Raw genomic sequence first — 18,428 nt, 5'->3', positions numbered from 1 at the left:
AGGCCGCCCCGGGCTCCATCACATGGCCCGACCGACGAGGCTACCGATCCCGGCCGTCGCCGCCATGGCGAGGGCGCCCCAGAACGTCACGCGGGCCGTGGCGCGAAAGAGCGGTGCGCCCCCTGCCCTCGCGCCGAGTGCGCCGAGGCCGGCCAGGAACACGAGCGATGTACCCGACACCGTTGCGACCGCGATCGCGCCCGGCGAGAGTACCGCCACGAGCAACGGCAGTGCGGCACCGGCCGAAAAGGTGGCCGCCGAGGTCAGCGCTGCCTGGACGGGGCGCGCCGACGTGACCTCCGAGATACCAAGCTCGTCGCGCGCATGGGCGCCGAGCGCGTCCCGGGCCATGAGCTGCTCGGCGACCTGCAGGGCCAGCGCGTCATCAAGGCCGCGTTCGACGTAGATACGCGCAAGTTCCTCCTGCTCCGCCTTGGGATCGGCCTGCAACTCGGCCCGCTCGCGGGCAAGGTCGGCATGTTCGGTATCGGCCTGCGAACTGACCGAGACATACTCGCCGGCCGCCATGGACATGGCTCCCGCAACCAGCCCGGCGCACCCGGCAACAAGTACCTCGCCAGCGCCGGCCGCGGAGGCCGCGACGCCCACGATGAGGCTGGCGGTCGAGACCAGACCGTCATTGGCTCCCAGCACGGCTGCCCGGAGCCAACCGATCCGGTCGATGAGGTGACGTTCGACGTGGACGAGGCGCATGGCGGTCAGAAGCTCCGGGCTGGCGCAGGCTGCGGAATCTGGTCCGACGCCCCGGTTTGGGCTGTATCGGGCTCGCGCGGCACGAGCCGGCTCCCCTTCGCCGTCAGGAACCAGAGGCCAGCGCTCGTGCTGCCGGGCACCCTCGGTTTGACGAGCCCGCGGGCGAGCAGGGATCGTACAGTCCGCATTTCCCACGGTTTGGGCGCCTGAAGCGCCCCATCCCGATGGAGACGGCGCATCATGATCTGCTGGCCCGGCGTGAGGGCGCGCCATGCGGGCAGCGTTTCGCGGTCGGTCGTCACAGATTAGAGCTAATCCAAACTGCGACGGCGACGCAAGCGATCGAGGGTTCACATTGCGGTTCATCCGCTGCGTGGCGCGGCTCGGTCCGCGACATCGGCGCCGAGCCGTATCCTCGGCACCGGGGCGACCGGTCAGTTGGCGTAGAGGCTCAGGGCAGCTCAGGCGTGCGCCGATACGAGGCAGGTCACCACGACACCGCGCCTTCCGGCATGCCGGCATCGGCCAGGATGCTGGAGTTCATGACAACGTTACAGACCGTCGTCGGGGCGGTCGCCGAGTCGGTCATCACGTGGGTACACGCGTCGGTGCAACGCTCCGCGATCTAAGCGATAAGCTCAAGGCCGCCATGCGCGATGGCGGCACCACGGCAACGTATTTCGCATCCATCAGGGATGATCGTCCGGGCTGGCGGCGACGGCCCGATAGATTCTGTCCGGCGCGAACGGTGTCGCGGTCAGCCGGACCCCCGTCGCGTCCCGGATCGCGTTGCCGAGCGCCGCGGCGACCGGATTGTAGGGCGATTCGCTCATCGATTTCGCACCGAGCGGCCCGACACGGTCATGTGTTTCCGCGAACAGGACCTCGGTGTCCGGCACGTCGGCGCAGGTGGGGATGTGATAGTTGCGGAACGTCTGCGTGGCGACCCGGCCGTCGGCCTCGATGCGGAAATCCTCGTAGAGCGCGGCGCCGATCGCCTGCGCGACCCCACCTTCGATCTGCCCCCGGCACTGCATCGGGTTGATCACCCGGCCGGCATCGGCAGCGTGGACGCTGCGCAGGATGCGCACCTCGCCCGTCACGGGATGCACCGCGACCCGGAACGCATGGACGTTGAACGACACTGAGCGCGGGCTGCCGTCCGCGCGCCCGCCTGCCTCCAGGGGGCCGAGTGCAACGAGCGCGAGCGGACCGTACGGGGTCTCGACTACGTCGCCTGCGAGTCGACACACCTCGGCCGCCGAGCCGGACAATTCGGCTGCCCGTGCGCGGATCCGCTCGGCGAGCGCTTCGGCGGCACGCAGCACCGCCAGGCCTCCCACCACCGTTCCGGTGCTGCCATAGGCACCGGTATCGTGGCCGACCGAATCCGTATCGGCGCCAACGATCTCCACCTGCGCAGGGTTGGCCCGCAACGCGGACGCCGCAATCTGGCGATGCACCGTACTGGTGCCGTTGCCGAACTCGGCCGTGCCGACCCGGACACTGTATCGGCCGTCCGCCTCCAGGCATACCTGGGCGTCGGCATGATGGCCGCGGGGTGGGATCGTGTCGATCATCGCCATCGCCATGCCGGTGCCGGCGCGCCAACCGGGCTCCGGTTCCGCCCCCGGATCGGCTTCGAGCGCCGCTTCCACCCGATCCAGGCACTGGTCGAGCCCATAGCTGCCGAACACCACGTCGTGCGGCTCCAGGCTGTTCGACACCATGGCGTCGCCTGGTCTCACGGCGTTGCTGCGGCGCAGGTCGAACGGATCGAGGCCGAGGCGCCGCGCGACCTCGTCCAGGGCGGATTCGAGGGCGAAGATCGTCTGGCTGAGGCCGTAGCCCCGAAAGGCGCCGGCCGGGACCGTATGTGTGTAGACCGCGTGGCCCGCGACTCGCTTGTTCGGGCAGGTGTAGGCCGCCAGCACCTCGTTGCAGCCGTGGTGGATCACACCACCCGCATGATTGCCATACGCACCCGTGTCCGACAGGACATCGAGGCCGATCGCCGTGAGCGTGCCGTCCCGGCGGGCGCCGACTGTCACGGCGACGCGCATCGCGTGGCGGGTCGTGGTCGCGACGAACTGCTCCTGCCGTGTGAGTTCCCAGCGCACCGGGCGGCCGGTGCGCTGCACGGCCAGGGCGATGAGATCCTCGGTCAGCATCTCCTGCTTGCCGCCGAAGCCGCCGCCGACCCGACCGCAGATCACCCGGACCTCATCCCGCTCCAGACCGAACAGGTCGCACAGGGCGTCACGGGTGAGGAACGGCACTTGGCTGCTGGTGCGCAGCGTCAGGCGGCCGTCCGAAGCGCGCCAGCCGGTACAACCATGGGTTTCCAGGGCCGCATGTTGAACCCGCTGGGACAGGAAGGTCTCCGTATAGACGAGGTCGGCCTCTGCGAGCCCCGCTGCGACGTCGCCGACCTCACCATGGACCTCGGCGGCGAGATTCGGATGGCCATCGAGCGGCGGGGCATCCCAGCCGGGCTCATCACGCGAATCGTGGACCCGCGGGGCGTCGGGTTCGAGGGCCCGTTCCGGATCAAGGAGGGCCGGGCGAACCTCGTAGGTCACGCGCAGCGCCCGGCAGCCGGCCTCTGCGGCGACCTCGGTCTCCGCCACCACGGCGGCGACCCGCTGGCCAATGAAGCGCAGGATCGGATCGAGCACGCGGGTGTCGGCGGCATCGTCCCTCGGGTCTTCGTGGCGGCCGGTGGAGAAGCGGCGCCTCGGTGCATCCACGTGGGTCAGGATCGCGACGACGCCCGGGATCGCGCGTGCAGCCGCATCGTCGATCGCGACGATGCGGGCATGGGCGTGCGGTGAACGCAGGACCTTGAGGTGAAGCGCGTCGCCGGGTGGGACGTCGAGGGTGAACCGGGCTCGGCCCGATACAACCAGCGGCGCGGACGGCGCGGGACAGTTCCGACCCACCGGATCGCCGCCGCCCTCATCGGCTGTGTGGCCGATGCCCGCGATGGCGTCCCGGATGGCGCGATAGCCGGTGCAGCGGCAGAGATTGCCCTTCAGCGCCGTACCGAGGTCCTGCCGTTGCCCCTGGTTGAGGGCGGCCGCCGTCATGATCATGCCCGGCGTGCAGAAGCCGCACTGGAAGCCCTGGGCGGCCAGGAACGCGGCCTGCATCGGATGGACGTGCTTCGGCCCCGGGTCGTCCTCACGGCAGGGGCCGGCCAGACCCTCGATGGTGGTCACGCTGCGACCTTCGGCACGGAATGCGGGGATCAGGCAGCTATGCACCGGCTCACCGTCGAGATGGACCGTGCAGGCGCCGCAATCGCCCGCATCGCAGCCCTTCTTGACGCCGAACCAGCCGGCTTCGCGCAGAAGCGTGCGTAGGCACTGGCCCGGCCGCGCCTCGACCTCGTGCGGCGTGTCGTTGACCGTCAGCCGCATCGGCTGCCCTCCCCCGCCAGGACGTCGCGGACCTCCCCGGCGAGGTAACGCGTGACGTGACGGCGCCAGTCGGGCCGGCCATGGACGTCGTCGTAGTAGAGCGTTTCGGGAATCGCGTCGTCGATGGCCGCGATGAGCGTTGTGCGGCTGGGCAACGTCGCGAAGGCCAGGCGCCGGGGGCGTTGCAGGGACGCCGTCACGGTCAACGCAAAACCGCCTTGTGGATCGCGCGACCCGATCACCAGCGCGCCGGATCGGCCGTTCGGGCTCAGGCTGATACGCCGGAACGCGGTCCGGTACGCCAGGGCGGCGGCCGGAAACCACAAGCTGCGCAGAATCTCACCCGGACGCAGGGCGTTGCGCTGCGGTCCGAGCACGAAGTCCGCCGCGCGCAAGCGCCGCTCGGTGCCATCGGTCGACCAGATCGTGCACCGGGCGTCCAGCGCGGTGGCCAGGGCAATCAGCGGGCCAGCCGGGAGGGCGAGGCAGAGATTGCCGCCGACGGTGGCGGTGTTCCAGATCTTGAATGAGCCGAGCAGGGCACGGCAGCATTGGCCGATCAGGGGGGCTGCGCTCCAGGATGGTGGGAGGTCGAGGCGGTCGAGTTGCGCGATGGTGCAGGTGGCCGCGAGGGTCAGACCATCGGATCCAACATGATGCGGGGGCCAGCCGAGCGCCGCCAGATCGACCAAGCGTCGCGTGTCAGGCTGAGGCTCGGAGAACAGCCATGTTCCCCCGGCGAGGCAGGCGTCGCCGTCCTGCCAGGCTGGCAAGTCTGACCGGCTGTGCGGCCGGATCACCGTATCGATGGTGTTAAGGTCCATACCGGCTCGTTGCCCGGCCACGGGAAGACCCCGGCCTTGCACACTGCGTGCCGGCCCAGGGTTCCGGTCAAGTGACAAGGTTCTTGCGCGCGTCCGCGCAACTGTCCGCCTCAAGCTTCGTGCGCGGCTGCCTATCTCGAGGACCGGCATGCCCCCGACCGCCACGCGTTACGCATGGGATGGGCACGGTCGACCGGATTGCCCCCACTAGAATGAACGCACTGTGGTTCAAATCTGCGCTGCTGCCGAGGACGGTCTCGTGAATGCCGCAAGCGCGGCGATCCTGCCAAGCGTCTTAGCAAAGACGGTCAGCCGGGAAATTCCGGCCGGCCTGTACAGGGAAGGGCGAAGCCGCGGTCGCGGGCTTCGCAGACCACGCCGATTTTTCGTCGCGGTGTCGAACAAACAGGCTCCGCCCGTTGACCGGAAGCCGCTCGCGCCGGACGCTGCAGACACGGTCTCCTCACGCCCAAGTAGCAAATGACGGTATCATGCAATCTGTGTGCGAATTACTCGGTGTGATATTGTCTCCGATACAGATTAGTCGTTAAATTTCGCCCTTTAACCGTCAGGTCATATTTGTTCGACCATATCAATGAGCTGAAAAAATCTGTTCTCGGCCCGAATGCGCCGGTCCGGCGCGCGCCGCTTCCTGACAGTGAGAGACAACCATGTTTGCGCGGCTGCAGGGTCGACGGGAGCAGTCTGCCAAGCTCGCAGCGCTGAGCCGCGCGCTGGCCACGATCGAGTTCGCGCTCGACGGCACCATTCTGGATGCCAATTCGAACTTCCTCGCCGCCATGGGTTACACGCTCGCGGAGATCCAGGGCCGCCACCACAGCCTCTTCGTGGATCAGGCGCATCGGGACAGCCCGACCTACCGCCAATTCTGGGAGCAACTCCGGCGCGGCGAGTTCCAGACCGCGGAATACAGGCGCATCGCGAAGGGCGGCCGCGAGGTCTGGATCCAGGCGACCTACAATCCCGTGTTCAATACTGCGGGCAAGCCGACCAAGATCGTCAAGTTCGCCACCGAGATCACCGCCGACAAGCTGCGCACTCTTGATCTCGAAGGGCAGATCAAGGCGCTGCACCGTTCCCAAGCGGTGATCGCCTTCTCCCTCGACGGGACGATCCTGAGCGCCAACCAGAACTTCCTGGACGCAGTCGGCTACCGGCTGGACGAGATCGTCGGCCGTCACCACAGCCTGTTCGTCAGCGAACCCGAGCGTTCGGGGGAGGCCTACCGCACCTTCTGGGCGGCGTTGGCCCGCGGTGAGTACCAGTCCGGCGCGTTCAAGCGCACCGCCAAGGGCGGCCGCGCGATCTGGATTCAGGCGACCTACAACCCGATCACTGACGCGGACGGGCGCCTGGTGCGGGTCGTCAAGTTCGCCACCGACATCACCGCGCAGATGGACGCGCGCGAGCGTCGGGCCGAGGTCCAGAAGACCGTCGGCGAAGAACTCGACGCGATCAGCGACGCCGTGGCCGACGTGACCCGTCAGACCGGTGAGGCTGCAGGGACGGTGGGCCGGGTCTCGGAGGACATCGCCACGTTGTCGACCGGCGCGGAGCAACTGTCCCTCTCGGTCAACGAGATCAGCGAGCAGGTGACACAGGCTGCCGGAATCGCCGGACAAGCCGTGGAGCAAGCCCAGCACACCGGCCGGATCGTCGCCGGCCTGAGCGAGCAGGCGACGCAGATCGGCGATGTCGTCGGCCTCATCTCCGGGATCGCCGCCCAGACCAACCTGCTCGCCCTGAATGCCACGATCGAGGCCGCCCGCGCCGGTGAGGCCGGACGCGGTTTCGCGGTCGTCGCCAGCGAGGTGAAGACGCTTGCCCTGCAGACGGCGCGCGCGACCGACCAGATTCGAACTCAGATCGCCGCGACCCAGGCGACCACGCGCACGGCAGTGGATGCGATCGGGGCGATTCGGGATACGATCGGCACCTTGAGCGCCGTCTCCTCCACCATTGCTTCGGCCGTCGAGGAGCAATCCGTCGTGACGCGTGAGATGTCGGGAAGCCTCAGGACCGCGTCCGGCGGCGTCTCGGCGATCGCATCCGGTATGGACACGATCGCCCAGGCCAGCACACGGCTCGACGCGGCGACCCGTCAGGTGCGGGAAGCCTCCCGGTCCATGGGTTGATTCAACGCCAGGCCCTTCCTTCAAGCCGGCTCGCCGACCTCTTCGGATCCGGCCTCGTCGACGACGTGCCCGACCCGCGGCGCCAGCGGCCATCGTATCGTGCAGCGCAGGCCATCGGCCTCGAAAGCAAGATCGATGTGGGCGTTGAGCTCGTAGCGCAGCATCTCGGTCAGGACCTGCATGCCGAACCCCCGCCGCGTCGGGGCGGCGACGTCTGAGCCGCCCGTTTCCTTCCAGACCAAGGTGAGCGTGTCCGGCGCCGCCCCGACGCGATCGTCGATCGACCAGATCACGGCCACCTTACCCCGGGATAGCCCAAGTACGCCGTGCTCGATGGCGTTGCTACAGAGCTCATGCACCGCGAGCGCCATCACCTGAGCGGCCTTCGGCCGGAGCCTGACCGCCGGGCCGGCGAGTTCCGCCTGATCGCCCTCGCGGATCAGGTGGATCATCAGTTCGTCCGAGATCAGGCTGTGCAGGCTGATCTCGCCGAACATATCGACGCTGACGCGCACCCGGGCGATCGCGTCGAGCCGGCCTTCGAGATGCGTGGCATAGCTTTCGACGCTTTCGGCGGTGTCGGCCGAGAGACGCAGCACCGCGCGAAGCATCGCCATGGTGTCGCGCAGGCCGTGACGCAGCCCGTCCGGGACGCCACCCGCATCCAGGAGCCGCCGCAGCCTGGCATTGTCCGCCTCCAGTTTTGCCAGACGCGGGTCAGTCTCGTGGTCCTGTGCCATGCAGGCCCTCTCCGCGCGAAAAGCCTCGATGATGCGTTGGGCTCGGATCACGGGCGCTTTGCCTTGCGCGACCATCATGCGTTCAAAATTGGCGGTCAACCACTGCAGCCAGATCTAGTGTCGCCCCCGGATGCGGAAGCGGTGCGACCTTTTTGACCGCATCGTCAGGTTCTCGCTGCCCTCCTCAGAGACAAGCGCCGCCGTCGTTCGGTACCGGCCCCATCATCCTGAGCTACAGCCAGCGGCAGCGCAGCCGAACCGGTATCGCTGAGCTGTTTGCGGGCTTCATGTTACAAGAGGATCAACACGGCAGTTTGGGATGGTAAATAATTCGATATTATAAGTAATCATCAATATTATTCTGCTAAAGCTTTACATATGATAAGAAATTCATGTCATCGTTTGTGAGAAAAAAATAAATTTATTCCGCCTTAGCGCAAACAACTCAAGCGAAGCGTCTTTGCCAAACATACATTTGCGCGTTATGGGACGCCTGCGGGCGATGGTTCTCGTGAAGGCCATGGCAAGAGGCGTTTGATCATGAAATCGTCAAACCAGACGATATGTCTTTCGATGATCGTCAAGAACGAGGCGCACGTTATACGCCGATGCTTGAATTCGGTGAGACCGATTATTGATCACTGGATCATCGTCGATACGGGATCGACGGACGGCACTCAGGACGTCATCCGTGCCGCGATGGCGGATATGCCGGGTAAGCTGGTGGAGCGCCCATGGGTCGATTTCGCCCATAACCGCAGTGAGGCCCGGCGTCTGGCCCGCCCGCATGGGAACTATTCGTTGATCATCGACGCGGATGACGAATTGGTGATCCCGGCGGGCTTCACAATGCCAAAGCTCGAAGCCTCGGCCTACTATTTCACAATTCTGGATACCACTACCCGATACGACCGCTTGCAATTGGTCAGCAACGCCTTCCCCTGGCGCTATCGAGGTGTGGTGCACGAATTTCTGGCGTGCGATGGCGCGCCTTGGCGCGAGTCGCTGCCGCTGGCGATGCGTCGCGGCGAGGACGGCGCCCGGCATCAGGACAAGGATACCTATAAGCGTGATGCTATTCTTCTGGAAAAGGCCCTGAAGAAAGAAAAAGATCCGTTCTTGATTTCACGATATATATTCTATCTGGCGCAGAGTTACCGAGACGCCGGGGATATCTTAAAGGCTCTCGAATACTACCGCAAACGCGCTGAGCTCGGATTCTGGGAGGAGGAGGTCTATGTCAGCCTTCTGAGCATCGCCTATATCATGGAAGCTTTCGGCGAACCCTTTGACACGGTGCTCGCCGTATATGACCGCGCGATCGCCCTCGTTCCTGGACGTGCGGAGGCACGCCATGGCGCCAGCCGCTTGTGCAGACGGAAGGGCAAGTACGTCGAAGGATACTACTACGCCGAGGCCGCACTTCCTCTGTCCATGCCCAGCGGTGCCCTGTTCATTCAGCCGTGGATATATCAGTACGCATTACGGCACGAGTTTGCCGTGAATGCTTATAATACGGGGCAGTACCGGGCATGCTTGTCGAGTTGCATCGATATCCTCGAAAAGTCGGACCTGCCCGCCACGACGCGCGAGACCGTCACGAAGCTGTCGCGGGAAGCGCTCCTTAAAATGCTCGATCCGGTCTGGGGGTGCGCGCCTTCACCCTACCGAACCGAATTCATGCCGCACTGGCAGATGTGAACCCGCGGGCCTGACAGCCTGCCGTTCCCGCTCGGGCCCACGACGATCTGCTCATCGCGTCGGCCCGCACAGGATCAGCCGCGATCTTCTTAAGACGCAACGCTGCTTTTCTGCCGAGAAAGCAGCGTTTAGCTCAACGAAGATCTTGGCCTGTTCGCTGCGCAGGGCGATCGAAAAAGTATAGAAAAACTGTCTCGCGATGTTTCCGGCCATGTGGGCTGGCTCGGGTCATCAAATTGCCCTATTGGGAGATGCATTCATAATACGAAACGCCGGTTGCGAAACCCGCTCCGCCGGCATCCCCAGATCGCGACGCGGACAAATCTCCGACGATGGCCGCAATCGTACGCCTCGCTCTCCTGCGTCCCTATACCTTCGTCGTGATGTCGATCCTGATCCTGATCTTCGGGATCCTGTCGATCTTCAGAACACCGACCGACATCTTTCCCAGTATCGGCATCCCGGTCATCAGCGTTGTTTGGCAGTATACCGGTCTGCCGCCCGAGGACATGTCGGGCCGCATCGTCTCGGTGTTCGAGCGCTCGCTGACGACGACGGTCAACGACATCGAGCATATCGAGTCGCAGTCGGTGCCGGGCTACGGGATCATCAAGATCTTCTTCCAGCCGAGCGTCAACATTACCGCGGCGCAGGCGCAGGTCACTGCCATCGCGCAGACGCAGCTCAAGCAGCTGCCACCGGGCATCACCCCGCCGCTGATGCTCGCCTACAACGCGTCGAGCGTGCCGATCATCCAGCTCGCGCTGTCGAGCGATACGCTCTCCCAGACGGCCCTCAACGACCTGGCCATGAATTTCATCCGGCCCCAGCTGGCAACGGTGCCGGGGGCCCAGCTCCCCTACGCCTATGGCGGCGCCGCCCGTCAGGTTCAGATCGATCTCGATCAATCGGCGCTTCATGCGCACGGTCTCTCGGCGGCCGATGTCGGCGCGGCGCTCGCCCGGCAGAACCTGATCACGCCGGTCGGGACCCAGAAAATCGGTTCCTATGAGTGGATCGTCGATCTGAACGATTCGCCGAAGACCGTGGACGCGTTCAACGACCTGCCCGTGAAGGTCGTCAACGGAGCGGTCGTGTTCATGCGCGATGTCGCCCATGTCCATGCCGGCTCGCCGCCCCAGACCAACGTCGTCCAGCTCGACGGCAAGAAGGGCGTGCTGATGTCGGTCCTCAAGATCGGCAATGCCTCGACGCTGGACATCATCGCCGGCGTGAAGGCGCGGCTGCCGGCGATCCAGGCCACACTCCCCCCTGGGGTCGATCTGAAATATGTGGCCGATCAATCCGGCTTCGTGAAGGATTCGGTGGTCGCGGTGGTGCGCGAGGGCGTCATCGCGGCCGCACTGACCGGGTTCATGATCCTGGTCTTCCTCGGCAGCTGGCGCTCGACGCTGATCATCACCGTGTCGATCCCCCTGGCGGTCCTGTGTTCGCTGATCGCTCTGTCGGCGCTCGGCCAGACCATCAACGTCATGACGCTCGGCGGCCTCGCGCTGGCCGTGGGCATCTTGGTCGATGATGCGACCGTGACCATCGAGAACATCAACCGGCACATGGAGGAGTTCGGCGAGGATATCGTCACCGCCATCACCCTCGGGGCGCAGGAGATCATGCCACCGGCAACGATCGCGCTGTTCTGCATCTGCATCGCCTTCGCGCCGCTGCTGGCGCTCGGCGGTGTCGCGGGCTTCCTGTTCCGGCCGCTCGCCATGGCGGTGGTGTTCGCCATGATCGCGTCCTACGTGCTGACCTACACGGTAGTGCCAACGCTGGCGCGCTACCTGCTGGCCAACCATGACAACGTGCATGGGGACGGTCACGGGGTGCAGGTTGCCACCGGTTTCTTCGGCCGGTTCCAGCGAGGTTTCGAACGGCGCTTCGAGAACCTGCGGCGCGGCTACCTCGGGCTGCTCGCGCTCGCCCTGGCGTACCGGCGGGTGTTTGCCGGCGGCTTCCTCCTTGCTATCGGCCTGTCCTTCGGGCTGCTCCCCTATCTCGGCCGGGATTTCTTCCCGTCGATCGAATCCGACGCCCTCCGTCTCCACGTCCGCGCTCCGACCGGCACGCGCATCGAGGAGATAACGGCCCTGACAGGGCGGATCGAGACGCGCATCCGCAGCCTGATGCCGCCCGGCCGCGTCTTGAGCGTCGTCAACAACATCGGCCTGCCGATCAGCGGCATCAACATCTCGTACGGCAACAGCGGAACGATCGGAACGTTCGACGCCGACATGCTGGTGACCCTGGCCGAGGGTGAAGGCTCGCCCGCGGATTTCACCCGTGAGCTGCGCGCACGCCTGCCGCAGGATTTCCCCGGCGTGACCTTCTCGTTCCTGCCGGCCGACATCGTCAGCCAGATACTCAATTTCGGCTCGCCCGCGGCCCTGGACGTCCAAATCGCCGGCCCCAACATCGAGGCCAGCCGCGCCTACGCCTACACGTTGCTATCGCGGATCCGGCGTGTGGCCGGCGTGGCCGATGCCCGGATCCAGGAGCAGTCCCGGAATCCCGCCCTGCGGGTCGACTTCAACCGGGCACTCGCCGGCGTTGTCGGTCTGACCGAGGGCGACGCGGCGACCAGCATCCAGGCGAGCCTCTCGGGCAGCACCCAGACGGCGCCGACCTACTGGCTCGACCCGAACAACGGCGTCTCCTATCCGGTCTCGGTTCAGACGCCCCAATACGCCATCGACACGCTCGGCGACCTGAACAACCTGCCGATCACGGCCGCACGCTCGACGCAGCTCCTCGGCGGCCTGTCGACGATCGCCCCCGAACCCCTCAGCGCCGTGGTGACCCACTACAACGTCAGGAGTACGGTCAACATCCTGGCCGCCGCGCAGAGCCGCGACCTCGGCGGCACCGCCGCCGACATCCAGGCGATCATCGACGCGACCAAGGACGCGCTGCCGAAGGGCACCATTGTGTCGGTCCGCGGCCAGGTGGTCACGATGGAGAACGCCTATCGGGATCTGCTGATCGGGCTCGGATTCTCGATCGTGCTGATCTACCTGCTGATCGTCATCAACTTCCAATCCTGGGTCGATCCGTTCGTGATCATCATGGCGCTGCCCGCGGCGCTCGCCGGGATCGTCTGGATGCTGTTCGTGACGCAGACGCATGTCTCCGTTCCAGCGCTGACCGGCGCGATCATGTGCATGGGCGTGGCGACCGCCAACTCGATCCTCGTGATCAGCTTCGCCCGCGAGCAGCTCGCCGCAGGTCTGGACGCGCGCGAAGCCGCCCTGGCCGCGGGGGCGACCCGGCTGCGGCCGGTCATCATGACGGCGCTCGCCATGGTGATCGGCATGTTGCCCATGGCGATCGAGCCGGGCCAGAACGCGCCGCTCGGCCGCGCCGTGATCGGTGGCCTGCTCTTTGCCACGACGGCGACGCTGTTCTTCGTCCCCGTGGTCTTCAGCCTCGTGCATGGCCGCGCCCGCGCCCGGTCCGACGACCCTCTCTCCGGTGCGCTCCCCTCTCCGTCCGTCTGAGCTGGATCACCCATGGACCCCGTTGAGAAGCCTGAAGCGCGCTCCGCCGCGGCGGATGCCGGCTCGGCGCCTGAGAGCATGTCACGAGAAGAGCTGGCGGCCATGCCCGATCGCGCCGCGACCGGGCGCGGCCAGAAACCCGCCACAGCCAAGGTCGTCGTGGTCCTGTTCGGCGTCGTGGCGGGAGCCGCAGCTTTGGCCGGTCTCGGTATCACCGAGCGCGCGAAGGGAATGCAGGAGATCGCGGACTGGACCGAGAAGCAGGCTGTCCCGACGGTTCGAACCGTCCAGGCGCAACGGGGTCCCCAGGACCAGGATCTGACGCTGCCCGGCACGCTCAACGCGTTCTACACCGGCTCGCTCTATGCGCGGGCCAGCGGTTACGTGACGGCCTGGCACAGGGATATCGGCGCGCGGGTGCGCAAGGATGAGGTTCTCGTCGAGATTTCGGCCCCCGACCTCGACCAGCAACTCTTGGAAGCCCGGGCCACGCTGGTGCAGCTTCAGGCTGGGGTGCAGCAGGCCCAGGCGAATGCCGATCTCGGCGAGGCCACGAATAAGCGCACCGCCCGGCTCGTGACCCAGGGATGGTCCAGCGAGGAGCGGGGCGACACCGACCGGTTCACCGCGGCCTCGCGGACAGCGGCCCTGGCGGTCGCAAAGGCCAACCTCGTGGCCCAGCAGGCGGTGGTCAGCCGCCTGGAGGAGCTGACCCGCTTCAAGCAGATCAAGGCGCCCTTCGACGGGGTGGTCACCGCCCGCGCGGTGGATCTCGGCGACCTGCTGACCGCCGGCGGAACTGCGGGCCGGCCGCTCTACCGGGTCTCGGACATCCACCGGATGCGCGTCTTCGTGAACGTGCCGCAGGCGTTTCTGGCCGTGATGAAGCCCGGCCTGAAGGCCTCCCTGCACGTTCCCGGGCAGGAGGCCTCATTCACCGCCGAACTCACCGCGACCGCGAATGCCGTAACGGAGGAATCGCGGCAGGGTCTGGTTGAGCTGCAGGCCGAGAATCCCGACGGCGCCCTCTGGCCCGGCGCCTTCGTCGAGGTTCAGTTCCACATCCCCTCCAACCCCGACACCTTGCGGATCCCCGCCACGGCGCTGCTCTTCAATCGGGACGGGACGCAGGTGGCGGAGGTTCAGGGGGACCACACGATCGTCTTGCGCACGGTCAAGCTCGGGCGGAATCTCGGCAACGATGTCGAGATCCGGAGCGGCGTGACCCTCGCTCAGCGGCTGGTCGACAACCCGTTGGAGTTCCTGAAATCAGGCGATGTCGTCCGGATCGCAGGCGAGTCCACCGTGCCGCACACCGCCTCCGCGGAGTGAGGCGGCATCGCGGCCCGCCGGCCCGCCGGCAGCCTGTGCGTGCAGTCCGACCGGGTTGACCGCTTCGCCCTTTGGGCCGGCGCTGCGGCAACCGGCCCTCAGGCCGAGCACCCCAGCCGCCCAGGGGCGGATGCAGACCGCTGGCGCCGGCATGACCGGATTTCTGTCCCGGATCCTCTCACCGGACCTGCCGCCCTCGCTTGCCCGTGGGCGTGCATCGTTCGGGGAGGGACAGGCGTTGCGGATCGAACCCTACGGGAGGCCGGACGCCTGAGCAGGCTTTGGCCGGTTCGGGCTGCAGCACGTCCACTGGCACCGCACTCCCTCCAGCCAACGACGCGGTGGCGCCGTTGCCGTCGCGCGGTCTCACAGTGCGCGAGCGGATCGCCATGGCGCGGCAGGCCCGGGTGGCCTTTAAGCTTCGGGATCCGCCGCAGCCGACCGACGTTTCCAAACGGATACGCGCTTTGCCGGGAGCTTGGTTGTGGGGCTACTCGCGTTCATCCTGTTCGTCTGCCCGTGGATGGGGCTCGCGGGCCTGCTGTGGCTGAAGGAGCGGCGGTCGCGGCCGCTCTGACCTGACGGCACCTGATATCCGTCCAGCACCGGCGAAACGCGGACTGCTCGACACGCATGTCGGGACGATCGGCATACCTGTCGCATGGCATCGACGTACGGGCAGCGGCGATCACGGCCTGCCTGGCCGCTGGCTCGACGCATTCGCCATATTAGGCTGCGTCGTCGTGGCAAGCCGTTGTCAATACTGATGCAGCCGAGTCAAACCTTCAGCCTGAGCGATCGTTTTGATCCGTAGTTGTTCTTTTACTCAAGTCGTTAGGCGGCGCATTTGAGTAAAGGTGATGACCATTTGATTTCCTGGCATCATCGCGCTAAGCGAAGACATGACGATTTTCGGAAAATAGGTGGATGGTGTCTTCCGAGCGCAGTCGCGCGAAACAATCTCCGATCAATCTACGGTCGATCATCATTGGTTCAGCGGTTGTGCTGTTCCTGATTGCGATCGGAATAGGGGGTTTCTCCGTGTTCCGCATCGGCCTCATCAACGAGGCCAATCGCTCGATTGCCGGCGAGATTCGGGCCGTGACGATCCTCGGGACGATGAAACAGGTCTCCCAGGAGCTGCGCGCCCTCGACGTTCTGGCTCACAACGCGCAGTCCGACGCGGCGCGGAGCGACTATCTCGCCCGGGTCGCCAAGGCACAGGAGGCGTTCTCCAGCGCCTGGAGCGCCTATGCGCCGACCATCGCCGGAGCGGACGAACAACGCCTCGCCCATGCCCTGCGGGAGGCGTGGCAGCACTTTCTGGCGGTCGAGTCCGAGGCGACGGCGCTTGAGAGGGCCGGCGAACGCGAACTGGCCGATACGGTGTTCGCAGTCGCCCTTCAGAGCGAGGCAGCGACCTTCGCGCAGGCGGTCGATACGGTGCTCAATTACCGCCAGGATCGGGCCTTCGCGCAGACGGCGGCGGCTGATTCGGTCGGAAGCGCCTCGCGTACGGCGGTGACCGTCGCGGTCGCCCTGGCCGCGATCCTGACGATCGGCATCATCTGGTTCATCCTGCGCCGGGTCGCGGCGCCGATCGCGGGGATGACCCGTGCCATGGAGCTGCTCGCCGAAGACGATCTCACCGTCGCGGTTCCGTCGGTTGAGCGGAATGACGAACTTGGCGCCATGGCGGCTGCCCTGCAGGTGTTCAAGGACAACATGGAGCGTGCCAAGGCCATCGAGTCGGAGGCCGCACAGGTGCGGGCCGAGGCGGAACAGCAGCGGCGCACGGCCATGCAGGAGATGGCGCGCGGTTTCGAGGCCTCCGTCGGCGGCATCGTCGGCACAGTGGCGACGGCGGCCATCGAACTCCGTGGCACCGCTGACTTGATGAGCAGGGTTGCCGGAGAGACGGCAGATCAATCGACCACGGTGGCCGCAGCGGCCGAGCAGGCCCGCTCCAACGTCCAGTCGATCGCGGCGGCGGCCGACGAACTTGGGACGTCCATCCAGGAGGTCGGGCGTCAGGCCGAGGTGACAGCCGAGAAGGCGAGCGGCGCCGCCGCGGAGGCCGCGCAGACGGCGGCCCTGGTCAAGGCGCTCACCGGCGCGGCCGATCAGATCGGCGACGTGGTGGGCTTGATCGCCAAGATCGCCGCACAGACGAACCTGCTCGCGCTCAACGCCACCATCGAGGCGGCCCGGGCTGGAGATGCGGGGCGCGGCTTCGCCGTGGTCGCCGCCGAGGTGAAGGTGCTGGCGGGCCAGACCAAGCAGGCGACCGACGATATCGCGCGCCACGTCGGAGTCATCCAAGGCTCCACCAATGAGGCTGTCGCCGCGATCACAGGTATCACCAACCGCGTCGAGGACATGAGTCGCGCGGTGGCCTCCATCGCGGCGGCCGTCGAGGAGCAGGGGGCCGCCACGCAGGAGATCGTGCAGAGCATCACGCGGGCCGTCGACGGGACGAGCGACGTCAGCGCACACATCGCGGGCGTCGCCGGCACCGCCGAGAAGACGGGCGCGACGGCAGGTGGCGTGCTGAATGCCGCGAGCGCGCTCTCGCGCGACGCCGAGCGCCTGGGTGCCGAAGTCGCTCGCTTCCTTCACGAGATCCGCGCGGCGTAAGGCCGTGTCGGATCGCATATGCCGGACCCCAGCCATGGACCGATCATCCTGCGCGCATGCCATGACGCGCATGTGCCAAGTTTCAATCGCCGGGCTGCGCGGCAGCTGGCGGCGGGTCGCTGGGGGCGTCGCCGTCATGCTCGTCGCCCTTTCGGCGAGCGCCACGGTGTCCTGCGCGGCGACCATTGGGATCTCGATGATCCCCCCGGTGGCGTTCACGCAGATGCTGCACGACCGGATCGCGGAGCACGCCAAGTCGCGCGGCGTCGATACGCAATTCGTCTACGCGCCCGAGGGAGCCGGCGCGCAGCAGGTCGCACAGATCCGCGCCTTCATCGCCGCGAAGGTCGATGCGCTTCTGGTGATGCCGGTCGATGCGGCGGCGAACGCCACCATCACCCGCCTCGCCCAGGAGGCCGACATCCCCCTGGTCTACATCAATTCCGGCCCGCGGGAGGATTGGTTTGCCGGGCGCGTCGCCTTCGTCCTGCCCAACGATCTCGTCGCGGGACGGCTGCAGATGCGAAAGCTCGCCCAGATGCTGGACGGGACCGGCTCGGTCGCGATCGTGTCGGGCCACCCCACGCATGACGGATCCATACTCCGCACGCAGGGCGTGAAGGAGGTCATGAAGGAGTTTCCGGACCTGCGCATCGTCGCGGAGGGCAACGCGGACTGGGACCGGGTGAAGGCCCGCAACCTGGTCGCCGGGTGGCTCGCCCAGGGGCTATCGATCACGGCCATCGCGGCCAACAACGACGAGATGGCGATCGGAGCCGCAGAGGCGGTGGAGGCAGCTGGCATTCCGGCGGGACGCATCCTCATCGGCGGCGTCGACGCCACTGCGGATGGGATCGAGGCGATGCAGCGGAAACGCCTGGCCGTGACCATCCACCAGGATGCAGCGATCCAGGGCCGTCGGGCAGTGGATGACGCCCTGGCGCTGGCAAGGCACGAAGCCGTGACGCAATACGACTGGGCGCCGTTCGAACTGGTCACCGACCGCATGTCCACCGCGCACTTCGCGCGATAGTTCCTCAGGCGTCCCGCCAACAATCCGACGGCGGCGGGACGCCTGTTCGCCGGACTGGGCCCGCGCATGACGAACGGGTTTTCGGACGCGTCGCGATGCGTCGAGGTCCGAACGCTCTTGGTCTCCAGGCACTCGCGGATCGCTTCGATAACGCTCTCCCGGCCGATGCCGGACCGCTTCATGCCCCCGAACGGGATCATGTAGCGCCCGGCCCGATCGGTGTTCACCGAGACGGTGCCGGCCCGCAGCCTGATCGACAGGCGCATGGCCCGCCCTGCGCGGGGATTCCGGGCCCAGGGCTCACCTCGATAGGGATCGATCGACCCCAACCACGAGCCCTCGACCGGGTCGACA

Annotated in this window: 11 protein-coding genes and 1 pseudogene; 6 read left to right on the top strand and 6 right to left on the bottom strand. The window is 66.5% G+C overall.

Annotation, left to right across the window (positions count from 1 at the left end):
* Positions 1 to 18 precede the first annotated feature (18 nt).
* The 3 genes from BLQ49_RS06775 to BLQ49_RS06760 all read right to left on the bottom strand — a co-directional run bounded on the left by BLQ49_RS06775 (position 19) and on the right by BLQ49_RS06760 (position 4,960).
* Positions 19 to 714 (bottom strand): VIT1/CCC1 transporter family protein, encoded by a 696-nt coding sequence (locus BLQ49_RS06775; RefSeq protein ID WP_091714399.1) that lies wholly within the window; start codon positions 712 to 714, stop codon positions 19 to 21.
* Positions 715 to 1,403: 689 nt separating this feature from the next.
* The gene (locus BLQ49_RS06765; RefSeq protein ID WP_091714396.1) at positions 1,404 to 4,136 is read right to left on the bottom strand and encodes a molybdopterin-dependent oxidoreductase; all 2,733 of its coding nucleotides are present in this window, start codon (positions 4,134 to 4,136) and stop codon (positions 1,404 to 1,406) included.
* A complete protein-coding gene (locus BLQ49_RS06760) occupies positions 4,127 to 4,960 on the bottom strand; it encodes an FAD binding domain-containing protein (RefSeq protein ID WP_091714394.1) in 834 nt (277 codons plus the stop codon). Before BLQ49_RS06760 ends, BLQ49_RS06765 begins: the two co-directional genes overlap by 10 nt.
* Before the next feature lie 671 nt (positions 4,961 to 5,631).
* Here BLQ49_RS06760 and BLQ49_RS06755 point away from each other — a divergent pair.
* Entirely contained in the window at positions 5,632 to 7,116 is a 1,485-nt protein-coding gene (locus BLQ49_RS06755; protein ID WP_091714392.1) for a methyl-accepting chemotaxis protein, read from the top strand.
* A gap of 20 nt (positions 7,117 to 7,136) precedes the next feature.
* Here the strand turns inward: BLQ49_RS06755 and BLQ49_RS06750 are convergent, their stop codons facing one another.
* A complete protein-coding gene (locus BLQ49_RS06750; RefSeq protein ID WP_091714546.1) occupies positions 7,137 to 7,856 on the bottom strand; it encodes a sensor histidine kinase in 720 nt (239 codons plus the stop codon).
* Positions 7,857 to 8,429: 573 nt separating this feature from the next.
* On the opposite strand from BLQ49_RS06750, the gene BLQ49_RS06745 reads away from it, so the two are divergent.
* Positions 8,430 to 9,557, top strand: a complete 1,128-nt coding sequence (locus BLQ49_RS06745) for a glycosyltransferase (RefSeq protein ID WP_244507475.1) — start codon at positions 8,430 to 8,432, stop codon at positions 9,555 to 9,557.
* A 51-nt stretch (positions 9,558 to 9,608) separates the two neighbouring features.
* On the opposite strand, the gene BLQ49_RS29575 is transcribed toward BLQ49_RS06745, so the two are convergent.
* Entirely contained in the window at positions 9,609 to 9,770 is a 162-nt protein-coding gene (locus BLQ49_RS29575) for a hypothetical protein (protein ID WP_167627649.1), read from the bottom strand.
* A 119-nt stretch (positions 9,771 to 9,889) separates the two neighbouring features.
* On the opposite strand from BLQ49_RS29575, the gene BLQ49_RS06740 reads away from it, so the two are divergent.
* The 4 genes from BLQ49_RS06740 to BLQ49_RS06725 all read left to right on the top strand — a co-directional run bounded on the left by BLQ49_RS06740 (position 9,890) and on the right by BLQ49_RS06725 (position 18,074).
* Positions 9,890 to 13,072, top strand: a complete 3,183-nt coding sequence (locus tag BLQ49_RS06740; RefSeq protein WP_091714389.1) for an efflux RND transporter permease subunit — start codon at positions 9,890 to 9,892, stop codon at positions 13,070 to 13,072.
* A gap of 12 nt (positions 13,073 to 13,084) precedes the next feature.
* The gene (locus tag BLQ49_RS06735) at positions 13,085 to 14,404 is read left to right on the top strand and encodes an efflux RND transporter periplasmic adaptor subunit (protein ID WP_244507474.1); all 1,320 of its coding nucleotides are present in this window, start codon (positions 13,085 to 13,087) and stop codon (positions 14,402 to 14,404) included.
* Positions 14,405 to 15,331: 927 nt separating this feature from the next.
* A complete protein-coding gene (locus BLQ49_RS06730) occupies positions 15,332 to 17,041 on the top strand; it encodes a methyl-accepting chemotaxis protein (protein ID WP_091714388.1) in 1,710 nt (569 codons plus the stop codon).
* 34 nt (positions 17,042 to 17,075) lie between these two features.
* The gene (locus BLQ49_RS06725; protein ID WP_244507472.1) at positions 17,076 to 18,074 is read left to right on the top strand and encodes a substrate-binding domain-containing protein; all 999 of its coding nucleotides are present in this window, start codon (positions 17,076 to 17,078) and stop codon (positions 18,072 to 18,074) included.
* A 62-nt stretch (positions 18,075 to 18,136) separates the two neighbouring features.
* On the opposite strand, the pseudogene BLQ49_RS06720 reads toward BLQ49_RS06725, so the two are convergent.
* Positions 18,137 to 18,349: pseudogene (locus tag BLQ49_RS06720) on the bottom strand (aldehyde dehydrogenase family protein); the annotation flags it as partial.
* Positions 18,350 to 18,428: the final 79 nt, after the last annotated feature.

Source organism: Methylobacterium phyllostachyos (genome assembly GCF_900103445.1).
GTDB lineage: Bacteria > Pseudomonadota > Alphaproteobacteria > Rhizobiales > Beijerinckiaceae > Methylobacterium > Methylobacterium phyllostachyos.
The sequence above is the reverse complement of the archived record's forward strand: the minus strand, read 5'-3'. Positions and strand labels throughout refer to the sequence as shown.

What these genes read in the sequence shown, in the direction of transcription:
- BLQ49_RS29575 (WP_167627649.1), bottom strand. Translation starts at nt 9,770, where the DNA reads ATGGCCGGAAACATCGCGAGACAGTTTTTCTATACTTTTTCGATCGCC.
- BLQ49_RS06765 (WP_091714396.1), bottom strand. Translation starts at nt 4,136, where the DNA reads ATGCGGCTGACGGTCAACGACACGCCGCACGAGGTCGAGGCGCGGCCG.
- BLQ49_RS06740 (WP_091714389.1), top strand. Translation starts at nt 9,890, where the DNA reads ATGGCCGCAATCGTACGCCTCGCTCTCCTGCGTCCCTATACCTTCGTC.
- BLQ49_RS06735 (WP_244507474.1), top strand. Translation starts at nt 13,085, where the DNA reads ATGGACCCCGTTGAGAAGCCTGAAGCGCGCTCCGCCGCGGCGGATGCC.
- BLQ49_RS06730 (WP_091714388.1), top strand. Translation starts at nt 15,332, where the DNA reads ATGGTGTCTTCCGAGCGCAGTCGCGCGAAACAATCTCCGATCAATCTA.
- BLQ49_RS06750 (WP_091714546.1), bottom strand. Translation starts at nt 7,856, where the DNA reads ATGGCACAGGACCACGAGACTGACCCGCGTCTGGCAAAACTGGAGGCG.
- BLQ49_RS06725 (WP_244507472.1), top strand. Translation starts at nt 17,076, where the DNA reads ATGGACCGATCATCCTGCGCGCATGCCATGACGCGCATGTGCCAAGTT.
- BLQ49_RS06755 (WP_091714392.1), top strand. Translation starts at nt 5,632, where the DNA reads ATGTTTGCGCGGCTGCAGGGTCGACGGGAGCAGTCTGCCAAGCTCGCA.
- BLQ49_RS06760 (WP_091714394.1), bottom strand. Translation starts at nt 4,960, where the DNA reads ATGGACCTTAACACCATCGATACGGTGATCCGGCCGCACAGCCGGTCA.
- BLQ49_RS06745 (WP_244507475.1), top strand. Translation starts at nt 8,430, where the DNA reads ATGATCGTCAAGAACGAGGCGCACGTTATACGCCGATGCTTGAATTCG.
- BLQ49_RS06775 (WP_091714399.1), bottom strand. Translation starts at nt 714, where the DNA reads ATGCGCCTCGTCCACGTCGAACGTCACCTCATCGACCGGATCGGTTGG.